The 13,121-nt window shown below is 60.5% G+C and carries 15 protein-coding genes; 8 read left to right on the top strand and 7 right to left on the bottom strand.

Annotation, left to right across the window (positions count from 1 at the left end):
* The first annotated feature begins 106 nt into the window (after nucleotides 1–106).
* Together GH665_RS22680 and GH665_RS22675 are read left to right on the top strand one after the other, a co-directional pair.
* Complete coding sequence (locus tag GH665_RS22680) at nucleotides 107–685, top strand: cysteine hydrolase family protein (RefSeq protein ID WP_153139098.1); 579 nt, start codon at nucleotides 107–109, stop codon at nucleotides 683–685.
* 126 nt (nucleotides 686–811) lie between these two features.
* Complete coding sequence (locus GH665_RS22675; protein WP_153139096.1) at nucleotides 812–1,120, top strand: DUF4148 domain-containing protein; 309 nt, start codon at nucleotides 812–814, stop codon at nucleotides 1,118–1,120.
* A gap of 73 nt (nucleotides 1,121–1,193) precedes the next feature.
* Here GH665_RS22675 and GH665_RS22670 read toward each other — a convergent pair whose 3' ends face one another.
* Nucleotides 1,194–1,646, bottom strand: coding sequence for a GNAT family N-acetyltransferase (locus GH665_RS22670; protein WP_153139094.1), 453 nt, complete (start codon nucleotides 1,644–1,646; stop codon nucleotides 1,194–1,196).
* A gap of 137 nt (nucleotides 1,647–1,783) precedes the next feature.
* Here GH665_RS22670 and GH665_RS22665 point away from each other — a divergent pair, with 137 nt between their 5' ends.
* Nucleotides 1,784–2,218: a RidA family protein gene (locus tag GH665_RS22665; protein WP_153139092.1), complete on the top strand. Its 435-nt coding sequence runs from the start codon at nucleotides 1,784–1,786 to the stop codon at nucleotides 2,216–2,218.
* A gap of 39 nt (nucleotides 2,219–2,257) precedes the next feature.
* Here GH665_RS22665 and GH665_RS22660 read toward each other — a convergent pair whose 3' ends face one another.
* Together GH665_RS22660 and GH665_RS22655 are read right to left on the bottom strand one after the other, a co-directional pair.
* A complete protein-coding gene (locus GH665_RS22660) occupies nucleotides 2,258–2,614 on the bottom strand; it encodes a cupin domain-containing protein (RefSeq protein WP_153139090.1) in 357 nt (118 codons plus the stop codon).
* A gap of 162 nt (nucleotides 2,615–2,776) precedes the next feature.
* Nucleotides 2,777–3,334 carry a sugar O-acetyltransferase gene (locus tag GH665_RS22655; RefSeq protein WP_153139088.1) on the bottom strand — a complete coding sequence of 186 codons (558 nt, stop codon included), beginning with the start codon at nucleotides 3,332–3,334 and terminating at the stop codon, nucleotides 2,777–2,779.
* 86 nt (nucleotides 3,335–3,420) lie between these two features.
* On the opposite strand from GH665_RS22655, the gene GH665_RS22650 reads away from it, so the two are divergent.
* Nucleotides 3,421–4,062: an MAPEG family protein gene (locus GH665_RS22650; RefSeq protein WP_153139086.1), complete on the top strand. Its 642-nt coding sequence runs from the start codon at nucleotides 3,421–3,423 to the stop codon at nucleotides 4,060–4,062.
* Between the two features lie 46 nt (nucleotides 4,063–4,108).
* On the opposite strand, the gene GH665_RS22645 is transcribed toward GH665_RS22650, so the two are convergent.
* The gene (locus GH665_RS22645; RefSeq protein ID WP_153139084.1) at nucleotides 4,109–5,413 is read right to left on the bottom strand and encodes an adenylosuccinate synthase; all 1,305 of its coding nucleotides are present in this window, start codon (nucleotides 5,411–5,413) and stop codon (nucleotides 4,109–4,111) included.
* 142 nt (nucleotides 5,414–5,555) lie between these two features.
* Here GH665_RS22645 and gcvA point away from each other — a divergent pair, with 142 nt between their 5' ends.
* Complete coding sequence (gcvA, locus tag GH665_RS22640; RefSeq protein ID WP_153139081.1) at nucleotides 5,556–6,455, top strand: transcriptional regulator GcvA; 900 nt, start codon at nucleotides 5,556–5,558, stop codon at nucleotides 6,453–6,455.
* A 245-nt stretch (nucleotides 6,456–6,700) separates the two neighbouring features.
* Nucleotides 6,701–8,032: a carotenoid oxygenase family protein gene (locus tag GH665_RS22635; RefSeq protein ID WP_153139080.1), complete on the top strand. Its 1,332-nt coding sequence runs from the start codon at nucleotides 6,701–6,703 to the stop codon at nucleotides 8,030–8,032.
* A 77-nt stretch (nucleotides 8,033–8,109) separates the two neighbouring features.
* On the opposite strand, the gene GH665_RS22630 is transcribed toward GH665_RS22635, so the two are convergent.
* Nucleotides 8,110–8,994 (bottom strand): LysR family transcriptional regulator, encoded by an 885-nt coding sequence (locus GH665_RS22630; RefSeq protein WP_153139078.1) that lies wholly within the window; start codon nucleotides 8,992–8,994, stop codon nucleotides 8,110–8,112.
* Nucleotides 8,995–9,121: 127 nt separating this feature from the next.
* On the opposite strand from GH665_RS22630, the gene argC reads away from it, so the two are divergent.
* Nucleotides 9,122–10,057: an N-acetyl-gamma-glutamyl-phosphate reductase gene (gene argC / locus GH665_RS22625; RefSeq protein ID WP_153139076.1), complete on the top strand. Its 936-nt coding sequence runs from the start codon at nucleotides 9,122–9,124 to the stop codon at nucleotides 10,055–10,057.
* 97 nt (nucleotides 10,058–10,154) lie between these two features.
* Here argC and GH665_RS22620 read toward each other — a convergent pair whose 3' ends face one another.
* Together GH665_RS22620 and GH665_RS22615 are read right to left on the bottom strand one after the other, a co-directional pair.
* Nucleotides 10,155–11,273, bottom strand: a complete 1,119-nt coding sequence (locus GH665_RS22620) for a saccharopine dehydrogenase family protein (RefSeq protein WP_153139074.1) — start codon at nucleotides 11,271–11,273, stop codon at nucleotides 10,155–10,157.
* Between the two features lie 188 nt (nucleotides 11,274–11,461).
* Complete coding sequence (locus tag GH665_RS22615; protein WP_153139072.1) at nucleotides 11,462–11,950, bottom strand: NUDIX domain-containing protein; 489 nt, start codon at nucleotides 11,948–11,950, stop codon at nucleotides 11,462–11,464.
* Between the two features lie 198 nt (nucleotides 11,951–12,148).
* Between GH665_RS22615 and GH665_RS22610 the strand changes: the two genes are divergently transcribed.
* A complete protein-coding gene (locus tag GH665_RS22610) occupies nucleotides 12,149–13,048 on the top strand; it encodes a DapH/DapD/GlmU-related protein (RefSeq protein ID WP_153139070.1) in 900 nt (299 codons plus the stop codon).
* Nucleotides 13,049–13,121 lie beyond the last annotated feature (73 nt).

The raw sequence follows: 13,121 nt of genomic DNA, 5'->3' as shown, positions 1-13,121 counted from the left end.
TTATTTCCACGGCAGCGAAGCGTCGTTTTGACCATAGATGCTTCGCTACGCTCAGCGCTCTCTGGTTGAGAATATGAATCGCGTGTCGAAGAAAGGAGACGGTTAAATGGAGGCAGCGTTGCCAACGGCAATCACGCCGGCGCACACCGCGCTTATCGTCATGCATTATCAGACCGACATTCTCGGGCTCTTTCCATCGGTCGCACCCGCGTTGCTCGCCAATACGCGCAAACTATGCGACGCCGCGCGGGCCAAAGGTGTCAGCGTCTATTTCGCCAACCTCCGGTTCAGCCCGGGCTATCCGGAAGTCAGCCCATTGAACAAGAATGGGCAGGGAATCAGGCAACTCGGCCTCTTCGTCGACGACCTGATCTCGCCGGAGTTGGGTCGGCAGGCCCATGAACCGGTCATCATCGCGCATCGCGCCAGTGTGTTCTTCGGCACCGACCTGCAGGTACGGCTTTCCGCACAAGGTATCGATTCGTTGATCATGGTTGGGATTGCGTCGACCGGCGTCATGCTGTCGTCGGTGGCTTATGCGAGCGACGCAGACTTCCGCCTGTACACGGTCAAGGATTGCTGCTACGACCCGGATCAGGTGGTGCATGAACATCTGTTTTCCACCGCATTCGATTCGCGCACCACGGTGCTGTCGCTCGCGGATGCTTTGCAGTTGCTCGCCTAGACGCTCGACGTCTGCTCCGGAGCAAACCTGGGCTCGTTGAGTGACCTAGGGTTCGCTGGTTCAGCAGACCGCTTCTGACCGTTTGCCGCTGTTGTTTTGTGTCGCTTGAATGGAGTGAGACGTAATATGAAGAACCAACCGCGAAAGTGGCTGAGGCTTTCTCCGTTGCTTATATTGCTCGCTGGCTGCGCGGCGGGTGGCGTGCCGCAAAGCACGGCGCATTTGAGTACATTGCAATGCCACGACCTGGCCGCACTCAGGAACAATGCGCCTCCGACCCCGGAGCGAAATCGCAGCGAACTGGCGGCTTTAAGGCAAGCGGGCTATGACCCGTCAAGATGGTACGACCCATACTATCCGGGGGATCTGCAGGCGGCACAGCGCCAGGTCGACCGCTGGTTCCAGGCGGAATGCCAGCAGGTGCCACCGGCTTGACGTTAAGCTCGCCGGATCACGAACACAAACCGGACGCCTGGTCACGCCGAACGCCGGCAGACATCAGCAGCGATCAGTCTAGATGCTTAACCATGAAGACCCGTTTCAAGCCTTTCTCCTCGGCCCGATGCGTCTCGGTATAGCCGATGCGAGAGTACAGCGCGATATTTTCCGTCATGGTCTCGTGGGTGTAGAGCCGGATGACACGGTAACCTGCCGCTCTCGCTGAGCGCTCGGCAAACTCCAGCAGGCGGCGCCCTATTCCTGTCCCCTTGGCGGAAGGTGCCACGGCTACGTTGTCCAGCAGCATCGCATCCTGTTCCGGAATGAGCACAACAATGCCTTGTATCGTGCCCTCCTGATCGACAACATAGACGCTGCCCTTGTCGATCAGGAATTCATAGTCATCCAGCATCGGTCCCGGCGGCCGTCCAATACGACGGATATAAGGCGAGTAGGCATCTCGAACGATTTCCTCGATAGCTTGACAGTCGGCCAGAATGGCAGGGCGGGGATCGGGATGCATAGGGTGTCTCGCATGTATTCGGCTGAAGGCATGGCCGCGAATATAGTAGCGCTAAACTGCCGCCATCGCGGCCAATCGGCGCTCGCATCCTGGGTGGGGCATAATTTCTACGGACAACTAGCCATAGGAGTTCGGCAATGGTAAATGCAGTGAACCCGACTAATGTCTGGTCGCCGTTCGGCGCATTCTCAATGGCCGTCATCCAGGGCGATGGCCAGATCGTCCACCTGAAGGGGCAGGTGTCACTCGATCGCCACGGGCAAGTCGTCGGGCAAAACGACATGCGGGCGCAGGTGCGCAAGGTTCTGGAGAATATTCGTGACGTTCTGGCGTCGATGGGCGGGCAAATGGCGGATGTGATTTCGCTGGTTCACTATGCAACGGACATCGAGGCATTCATGACCACAGGAGACATCCGGCAAGAGTTTTTTGCCGCGCCCTATCCAGTCACAACGACCGTCCAGATCGAACGTCTATACCGGCATGAACTGATGATCGAGATCGCGGCAATCGCTGAAATTCCTCGCTCGCGGTTTCGTCACCCCGAGCAGGACCGACCAGGCGCTACGTGAGCAGCCGCTTTGAGCGGTCGCTACTAGCCGAGGCCCAACTCAGGACGATCCTGGCCAACCCCGCGGGGCTTCGCACCTGACGGTAGTCGCATCGGTCTTCTCGACCGTCAGATTAACCGAGCGTGCACCGTGCGGCCGCGTGCGATGGCGCATACCTGCAGGCACAGTAAGCAACTGGCCGGACAACAGGCCGACCGACCCATCGTCGAAGTCGATAGTGAGCACGCCTTCGATAACCAGAAATGTTTCGTCCGAATCGGGATGCAGGTGCCAGAAATATGGGCCGTCCATGACGCTCAAATGAACGTCGTGGTCGTTCACGCTCGTCAGAATCTGATTTGAATAGCCTTGGAGCGTGCCACCCGCGACCGCACCAACATCGACCGGTTGGATCATGCCGTCTCCCTGAAGTCAGGTTGGACCAACGCTACACAGCGCGAGCGCGCCCTACCCCAAGCATAGTCCCGTGTTAAAGCGTTCACCAAGCCAGAAATTCTCGCGAGTATGTGAGCCAAATTAACCGGTCGTTTCGCATAGTGCGCCTCAACAGACGCCCCCTTAGCCAGCAATCGAACGAATGACCCGCGCCGGATTGCCCCCAACAAGCGTATTCGGGGGAACGTCTTTGGTGACGACCGACCCGGCCGCGACGACCGAATTCTCGCCGACCGTTACGCCACCGATAATGGTCGCACCCGCCGCGATCCACACACCTTTCCCGATCACAATGGGCGCTCCGATGGTGACGGAGCGCCGCTGCGAGGGTTCAAGGGGATGACCCGTCGTGATGATGCTTACGTTCGGCCCGATCATCACATCGTCTGCAATGTCGAGGCCGCCAAGGTCATAGAAAGTGCAGTTCTGATTGATGAAGACATTCCGGCCGACGCGGATTTCGTCTCCGCCGGCCGTATAAAACGGCGGGATCAGCAAAAAGCTCTCGTCGACCTTTTTACCAATCAGTTCACTGAACAAGGCCCGGACTTCGTCCGCCTCGTTGAACGTCAAACGGTTAAGTCTGGCGGTGAGCGCCGTTGCCCGTTTGACGTTTGCCACCATGGCCGCCGATTCCGGCGTCCTGCCGTAAATTATCCTGGTGCGATCGTCTTTCTGCATTCGTTAGTTTCCTTGGGTTGCAGCCGTATCATCGGCCACGACAATGACACAATATCGCTGCACGAAAACGCCTGGAGGAAACATCCATGACCGCCCCGGTTCATCCCGCGTCCGACTTTCGCCGGCAGCGTACCGTCGGCATTGCCGGCATCGCGATCGCCTCGCTGTTTGCCTCTGGGCTCTGGCTCGCTGTCGATCATTTTATGTCGCCGCTGCCGGGCATGGAGACCCTCGGCGCGCGGATGCTGCTGACGCTGAAATGCTGCTGTGCCGCAGTGTTGTTCTGTCTGGTGACAGGTGTTGAAGCCGTGGCGCACGAACGATTGACCTCGCCCGCGTTCGATCCGCTGGTGGGCTTCGAGACACGCAGGTTACGCATCAATCAACGGTACCTGCAGAACACCGTGGAGCAGATCATCGTGTTTGCGGCGGCGCTGTTCGGCCTGGCCGCCTACTGCCCCGACGGCTCATCCATGCGCGCGGTCGTGGCAACGACCGTGCTGTGGATCGTCTCGCGCGGCGCGTTCTGGATCGGCTATCACCACAGCGCTGCGCTGCGCGGGCTTGGGGCTCCGGGCATGGCGATCAGCATGATCGTGCTGCTTTATGTGACGAGCCGGTTTGGGTATGAGATCGCGGGGACGGCAGGGGCGATTGCGCCACTCGTTGTATTTTTCGCGATCGAGGCGGTGTTGTTCTGGGGCACTCGACCGCTGAAAGAAAGTTGATTCAATAGAGTCCGTCAACCGGATCGAAATCGCCGGCGTGAGTCGATCAGATTGCCATGCCGTCCGTTTCCGCGAATGGGGATCGCAAGACAATCGCGTCGTCACGCTCCGGGCCCGTGGTGACCACTGACACCGGAATGCCAACCTCCTGCTGAATCGCTTCAATCAGCGCCGCGGCCTGACGCGGCAGATCGCCATAAGAGCGGATACCCCGGGTCGAACCGTCCCAACCATCAAAACGCTTGAGAACCGGCTGCAGGCGTTGCTGCCCGGCGTTGGTGAACGGCATGTAGTCGATGCGCTTCCCGTCGAGCTCGTAGCCTACGCACACGTAGATCGAATCGAAGCCATCGAGCACATCGAGCTTGGTCAGCGCCAGCAGGTTGATGCCGGCGACCTTGCAGCTCTGCCGCAGTTGCACTGTGTCCAGCCAACCGCAGCGACGCGGGCGGCCGGTGTTGACGCCATACTCGCCGCCGCGCTGCCGGAGCACCTCGCCGAGTGTTCCGTCGACTTCAGACGTGAACGGGCCTTCGCCAACACGCGTTGCATAGACCTTGCTAACGCCAAGTACCTGCCCAAGGTGAGAAGGGGCGATACCGGTGCCACTGGCCGCGCCAGCGGCGACAGTGCTCGACGACGTCACATACGGATAGCTGCCCCAATCCACGTCGAGCATCACGGCTTGCGAGCCCTCGAACAGCGTGCGCTTGCCCGAGGCATGCGCGTTGTCGAGTTGCTCCCAGACGCGTCCCATGAAGGGCAAGATTCTTGGCGCCATGGCAAGCAGATCGCTCAACATTGGATCCCGCTGGAAAGGCTCCAGACCGAGGCCGCGGAACCACGCGTTATGGTGCTCAAGCAATGCATCGAGCTTTTCGGCGAACAGTTCGGGTTCTGCAAGATCGCAAACGCGCAAGCCTCGGCGCCCAACCTTGTCTTCGTATGCCGGACCGATACCGCGTAGCGTGGTGCCGATCGGCTTGGCGCGCAAGCGTTCCTGAGCGGCGTCGATCGCACGATGAAGCGGCAGCACAAGCGTGGCCGTTTCAGCGATCTGCAACACCTCGGGCGTTACGCGAATGCCCAGCGCGGCCATGCGGTCGATCTCCGCGAGCAGCGCCTCCGGGTCAAGGGCAACACCGTTGCCGATCAGACCCGGCTTGCCGCGCACGATACCGCTGGGAAGCAGCGCCAGTTTGTACGTCTGACCGTCGACCACAAGCGTATGGCCGGCGTTGTGGCCGCCGTTGTAGCGGGCAACGATGTCCGCCTTCTCGGCAAGCCAATCCACAATCCGGCCTTTCCCCTCATCGCCCCACTGCGCGCCAACCACAACAACATTCGACATTCGGTAGTCTTCCTGGTGACTTAATTGAACAGATCGAGAACCCGATCTGCTGCCAACCAGGTGAATATAGGGGACTATAGTGCTCACGAAAATGCATATAAACTCATCACGCTTGTCAGGAAAAATCACATAGAGATTGGCCATGCCACGTCGCCTGCCACCGTTAAACGCACTGCGCGTGTTCGAAGCCGCCGCCAGGTTCGAGAGCTTTTCAGCCGCCGCCGACGAGCTGTGCGTCACGCACGGGGCCGTTAGCCGGCAAGTGGGGCAACTGGAAGCCTGGCTCGGACACAACCTGTTTGAACGCCGCGGCCGAAGGGTCGTACTGACCGCACCGGGACGCACTTATCTGTCAGAGATATCGGCGGCGCTCGACCGCATCGCGCTGGCCACCAATGAACAGCTCCGGGTCACGCGGCAGCAGATCATCAGGGTCAATGCGCCGACTACTTTCGCGTTGCGATGGCTATTGCCGCAGCTTTCCAACTTCCAGTTGATCAATCCGTCGGTGGAAGTCCGGCTGACTACTTCGGCTGAACCGATCGAAAGGCTACGCGACGAATGCGATGTGGCGATTCGCGGCGGCGAGCAGAAACCGGCAGGGTACGTAGTTAGCGAATTTCTGTCGGAAGTCCGCTTGCCGGTGTGCTCGCCCAAGGTGTTGGAGTCTCATCCGATACGTCATGTCTCAGACCTGGCGCATCACACCCTGCTGCACACGGCAACCTATCCCGGCCTTTGGGCCGAATGGCTTGCGGCGTGCGGCAACCCTCAGCTTGCCGCACGTCATTCGCAGCAACTGGATCACTTTTATTTGACCCTGCAGGCCGCCATTGACGGCTTAGGTATTGCGATGGGCCCGACCGCGCTTGTAGCGCTCGATGTCGAGGAGGGCCGTCTCGTGTTTCCGTTCGACGGGCCGGCCTTGCCTGCATGGCGCTACTGCAGCTACGTCCACAATGCACGCCTTGAGGACCCCGCCATCAATACCTTTCTGACATGGCTGCGCGAACTGGGGCAGCGTTTCTCACGCAATGCGTAGTTGTCGCCAAACAGATCCAGTGTCGAAATCTGCTGGCCTTCTCTTCGGATCCAGGCGTGCGGGAAGCGCGCCCTGGTCTGCGCCGCCGGGTGGCCATCGGCGGTCGCGAATAAACCGCCACGGCGGCCGCATGACGTGCGGCACACAACCCTCGGTCCGATGTTGGATATTATTTATACCCGGATAATATTGACAATAATTTTACCCGGATATAAATTGTCGCTTTCGACTTCGGACCGATTGCGATGACAGCCCTTGACCTGAATGCCGGCGCAATTGCGCCGGTCGCACATGAAATTGATCTCGTCGAACTCAGCGTGACGGGTACCGTGCCGGACGATCTCGACGGCGTGCTCGTGCGCAACGGCCCCAATCCGGTGTCGGGACATTTCGAGGGTAGCGGCGTGCTTTCATGGTGGCCAGAGGCCGCGATGCTTCACGGAATCACCTTCGAGCGCGGCCGCGCGACCGGCTATCGCAACCGCTGGCTGCGCACGCAACGATGGGCACGCGCGCACGTGCCGGAGAGTGCGACGTCATGGCCGGATACCAATCCGAACGTCAACGTGATCCGGCATGCAAACGAAATACTCGCGCTGGCCGAAGGTGGAGCGCCACTTGCAATCACGCCAACGCTCGATACGCTCGGACCGGCGCGCCGGCATCCGGGCATTACAGGCGGCATGACCGCCCACCCAAAAATCGATCCGCGCACCGGCGAGCTTGTGCTGTTCCGCGCCGACTGGAATGCGCCATTCCTGCGCTATGGCGTGGCCGATGCAACGGGCAAGCCGATCGTCGATGTCGAGATTGCGCTGCAGTCTCCGTCGATGATGCACGACCTGGCGATTACCGCCACGCACAGCATCCTGTTCGATCTGAACGTTGCCTACGACTTCTCGATGCTTGCGCGCGGACACCGGATGCCGTTGCGCTGGCATGACGAACGCGACGCGCGGCTCGGCGTGATCCCGCGCCACGGCGGCCAGATGCGCTGGTTCACGATTGCGCCGTGCTTCATTCAACATGTCGTCAACGCGTACGACATGGATGAGACGACGATCGTCCTCGATGTCGTCCGGTATCCGTGGTTTCTGCGGCTCACCCCGGACGGAACCGCGTTCGAAGAAAATCCGCTCGGGATGCTGTGGCGATACCGGATTGATCTGAGCTCGGGGGTGGTGCACGAAGGGCAAGCCGGTGACAGCGGTATCGAGCTGCCGCGGATCAACGAGCAGTCGACCGGTCAGCCATATCGGTACCTGTACGCGGCCGCGCAGCCGACGCCTTTCGAGATCCGTGGAATCGTGCGGCATGACTGGCACAGCGGCAAGCTCGAACGATATGAGCCGCCATCAGGGGATCAGAACAGCGAACCGGTTTTTGTGCCGCGGCGTGAGGCGACGCAGGAAGACGATGGCTGGTTGCTGTGTTGCGTGTATCGGCATGCGACGGATACCAGCGATGTAGTCGTACTCGATGCGTGTGACGTCGCCGCAGGACCGGTCGCAACGGTACATCTGCCGACGCGGATTCCAGCCGGGTTTCATGGTGTGTGGCTGGCGAGGGAAGATTGAGATGTCGCGTGGGCGTGCAATGAGGCCACTGTCCCAGCATCGGCGAAGCGAAGCTGGACAGCGGCAAATGGCAACGCCTACGCCAATCGCAGACTCCACAACACATCCAGCACGTGTTGCGTGGACCGCTCAACGTGTCCTGCACGATGCGCAATGCCGAGCCGACGCCACAACGCCGGGCGCAGCGGACGCATGACAATGCGCTTGTCGGGCAATGGCGTCGTAGCCTCGTGTGGCAACAGCGCTGCGCCGTAACCTGCCGCTACCAGACTCTTGATCGCGTCGTTGTAGTTGAGCTGAATGCGCGGCGCAGGATGGTGCCCGCCGGTCGCGAACCACTCCGTTGTCAGACGCGAGAGGCGCGTGGTCGCGTCATTGAGAATGAGAGGCTGGGCGGCGAGCCATTCAGGCGTGACGCGGGCGGGACAGCGCCAATGCGCCGGCACAAAGGCCATTACCGGGTCGCGGCGCCAAGGCTTTATTACGAGTCCGGCCACCGGGGGCTGAGGCAGCGCGACCAGCCCAACATCCAGCGTTCCGTCCGCCAGTCGGGACAGCGTTTCATGCGACGTGAGTACCGCAATCTGAATGTCGATAGCGGGATGGTGCTGGCGCAGCACCTCAAGCGCTTGTGGCAACAGATGCGCGATCACACCGGTCGACGCACCGAGCCGCGCGCGCCCTTCGAGCCCCTCCACCTGCCGTTGAATATCGTCTAACGCCTGCTCCGCATCCGCCAGCAGCCGACGCGCGCGCTCGACCAGCACCTCTCCTATCGCCGACGGCTTTACATGTCCGCGCTTGCGTGACAGGAGTGGAGCCCCAATGCGGTCTTCGAGTTCAGCGATGTGGAGGCTGACGGTTGGCGGCGCCAGATGCAATGCACGCGCCGCATCGGCAAATGAGCCATGGTCGGTAATGGCGACCAGGGTTCGCAAGCGGTCCAGACTGATCTCTCGCATGTCGGCGTCCAGATTCAGAAAAACTGAATGTCCACGTTGTGAAATTCAACTTTCTCTATTCTAACCGTGCATGGAACATAGGGGCTCGCGCTACTTACTACAACCTAGTCACCGAAGGATTTCACGCATGAGCTCACCCGTTGTTTTCATCGACGGCGACCAAGGCACCACCGGGTTGCAAATCCACGAACGGCTGCGCAACCGGACCGATCTGAAACTGGTCACGCTTCCCGCCGCGGAACGCAAAGATCCGCGGCGTCGCGCAGAGGCCATCAACGCCTGCGACATCGCCATCCTCTGCTTGCCTGACGCCGCCGCGCGCGAGGCGGTGGACGCCATCGTTAATCCTGCCGTGAGAGTCATCGACGCAAGTTCCGCCCACCGCACGCAGCCGGGCTGGACATACGGCTTTCCGGAAATGGCGGCGGGACAGGCTGAGCGCATTGCGAACGCACGCCGGGTTACCAATCCCGGTTGCTATCCGACCGGTGCAATTGGCTTGCTGCGTCCGCTGTTGCAGGCCGGGCTCATTCCTGACAACTACCCTGTCAGCATTCATGCGGTGTCCGGCTACTCCGGACGTGGGCGTGCCGGCGTGGAAGAGCATGAGGGGCACGGTGCCGGCAACGCGTCTTCCTACCTGGTATATGGCCTGGAACTCGCGCATAAGCACACCCCGGAGATCCAGCAGCACGCCGGGCTCGCGCAGCGTCCCATCTTCGTCCCTGCGTATGGCTCGTTCCGCCAGGGCATCGTGCTGACAGTGCCCCTGGCGTTACGGCTGCTGGCCCCCGGCGTGGATGGCGCTACGTTACACGCGTGCCTTGCACGCCACTATGCCGAGGCGGCCCACGTACATGTCTTGCCGCTGCACGAATCGTGCGTCTTGAAGCAACTGGATCCGCAAGTGCTGAACGGTACTAACGATATGCGCCTAAGCGTGTTTCCTAACATGGAGCACGGGCACGTCCTGTTGTCCGCGGTTTTCGATAATCTTGGCAAAGGCGCATCCGGCGCAGCGGTTCAGAACCTGAATCTGATGCTCACGCAGCAATCTCGATGAGTTTGAATCCGCCGGTGTTAACTACGATCTTGCAGCGCACACCGCATACATCGAGTTTTTTGCCTCGAGGTCAAAAAATAGCCTGACTGAGGAGCGCTCATTCACCGGAGGCGCTCCGCTCGACAAGCTCGGTTCGGATGCCCCAACGATCGAACTCGGGCTCAAACTCTCTGAGTTGTAGCAGACCGATGCAGGACAACGCGCCTGCGGGAAATGCTTCGCCGCGAGCGAGCTTGCGCGCAAGCAAAATGGCGGGCATGCAAGGGATTTCTGGACCGTGGTTGTTATCTGCGCTTAGGTGCCATTCCAGTTGCAGTGGCTTGCCTTCCGGCGAAACACCGGTAAGGCGAACAAACATACCCCCAAGCCCGGAGCCAAAGCGGTCAAACCACGGTCCTGTGCGATGCAGCCATCGAGCGAGCGTGGCTGTGTCATTTAACAGGCGCCACCTTCGCACCACAGCGAGAAGTCCGAACATGCGCTGCGTTAGTGCGACTTCAAGCGCCGCCCGAAAGATCACGTTTTGTGTGACGTCATAGCGCTGAGGAAACAGCTCCAGGTCCGGAACATCGCACAGCGCACCCAGCCGCGAAGGCATGTGAGCGAAATGCACCGGCGTCGGTTTTGCCCAGCCAATCAACTGCTGCCATTGACCTTCGCGCCACACGGACACGCCTTCGCCACAATAAGAGAGAACTGCGGCAAGGGTGGCCTCGCCGCGGGGCGCCTGTTGGCCCGGCGCGATACATACGTCGATTGAATGAAGGTCGGCGAAGCGGCCTCGCAGTTCGTCGACAACCGCTGACGAAAGCGCCGGCAAGGTGCTGGCGCCGCTTATGCCGATGCGCCCCGCAGCTTTGAACGGGGCGTCGAGGGTGCGAGCGAAATCGCACACGAACCGGCGGCCGTCTGCGAGATCGATATAGTGCGCTCCAGATCGTGCGGCGGCCTGAGCGACCTCATAGCCTTGCCCCTGAAATGGACCCGCAGTATGAATCACCAGTTGGGCACCCACGGCATCCAGACGCTCGGAGAATTCTGCTGCACATGTATCCAGCCGAACTGCGCGGGAGCTCCCCGGCAACGTGGCAGCGAATCCCCTTGCACGCTCTTCGTCTCGAGCGGCGACGATGAGCTCAATGTCTGAGTCGCCGGCCAGCGCACGGCAGATGCGAGCACCAAAGTTTCCATACCCTCCTAGCACAACGACTCTCATAGTTCTCCTGTTTGCTAACAGCCTTACCTGCGGTCCACTTGAATGATCAACGCAGAGCATGGGCGCCGGCTCTGCTCTGATAAGGACTGTACCTGCCCGGTCGCTATCGTACCTGGAACAGGTGTCCACGGCAGTGCGCATACGCTTACCGTGCACGACAAAGACAAGGGTGACAGGAACAGGGCCAACTAACAGCAGAGATCTTTGCGGAGATACGCCGCGACCGGCTCAGTCAGCGCGATGCCGTGCAATTCCTCCGGCGATGCCAGACGCGCGGCGACAATCTCACGATTATCGAGCCGCAGCTCGGGCATGCAATCGAGGTGCAGTTCAAAGAAGTGCACCCGGTCTCTTCTCCCGTCCCAGATGCCGCAGACGCTGCCCGCGGGGCGTAATGGGTGCGACGGGAGACCAATCTCCTCCTCCATTTCGCGCTGCGCGGCGGCATCGGGTGTCTCACCGGGCCGGACACTGCCGCCGGGCAAATTCCATTCGGCCCGGTACGATGACTTCACCAGCAACAGCGCCCGCCCGACGTAGATTGCTACTAGCGCTCCCTCATGGCGAGGCCGCCGGAGGTGCCACCAGGCGCGAGCGAGCCGGAATCCGAGGCGAAGCACCACGCGCCAGACATAGTCGACAAGCGTAGCCGGCTGCACTCGCTCAGGGCTCGGCATGAGGTCTCTCCTTTCTTTCATGGTCAGAGATGGTCAGGGGTCTTTCGGGGGCCGCGCCAAAGCGGCCGTTCACACTATGTCACCCGCCGGCACCGGGCGAACGTTCAGCTATGATGCTCCGAGCCTCCGGTTGCAAACTATAGTCTCCGCAGCCGGTGTTTCCAGATCAATCGCCACATTTCGAAAGAGGAATCTTCGATGGCTATTCAACGAACCGGCCACAGGTATCGCGACACGGCTACAGGCAAGACCATTGACGTCTGGTTCCCCGCTACTGGCGCCGGAAAGAAGCGCGGTTGCCTCGCCGAAAAAGTCGGCGTCATTTCGGGTGATTTCGTCGATGTCGTGATCGAATCGCTCGAAACCCCTCCGGTCTCGACCGAGGAAGCCTATCTGCGTTTGCATCTGCTCTCCGAGAGATCGGTTAAACCTAACGAAATCAATCTCGACGGCATTTTTGGCCTCTTGCCGAATGTGGCCTGGACCTCCGCAGGCGCCGTTTTTCCTGCGAATCTCGATGACCTCCGGGACCGGCTGGCATCCGAGCACCACCATCTGACGGTGACCTCGGTAGATAAATTCCCCCGGATGACGGACTACGTCGTACCCGAGGGCGTGCGGGTAGCCGATGCGGATCGCGTGAGGCTCGGTGCCCACCTGGCGAGTGGCACCACGGTGATGCATGAGGGTTTCGTCAACTTCAATGCGGGCACGCTTGGCGAGTCGATGGTTGAGGGCCGCGTGACGCCGGGCGTTACGGTTGGCAAAAATTCGGACGTCGGCGCAGGCTCATCGATCATGGGAACGCTATCGGGCGGCGGTAAAAGCAAGAACGTCATCGGCGAGCGCAGCCTGCTGGGAGCGAACGCTGGAATCGGCATTTCACTGGGAGACGAATGTATCGTCGAAGCCGGTCTTTACGTCACGGCCGGTACCAAGGTGAAGATGCCCGATGGCACTGTCGTGTCGGCAAGACAGCTGTCCGGTCAGTCCGGCCTGCTATTTCGTCGAAACAGTCAGACCGGTGCAGTCGAGGTACTGCCAACCGATTCCTCCCGCTGGGGCGGGTTGAATACGAGCCTGCATAGCAACGACTGAGTAGCATCAATCGCCGCCAGTCCTTCGCCACTCCCTTGCTTGATAGCGTGTTGTCACATATACGCGATCGGAG

This window comes from Paraburkholderia agricolaris (genome assembly GCF_009455635.1).
Lineage (GTDB): Bacteria > Pseudomonadota > Gammaproteobacteria > Burkholderiales > Burkholderiaceae > Paraburkholderia > Paraburkholderia agricolaris.
Note: the sequence above shows the minus strand (reverse complement) of the source record. Positions and strands in the feature narration are given on the sequence as shown.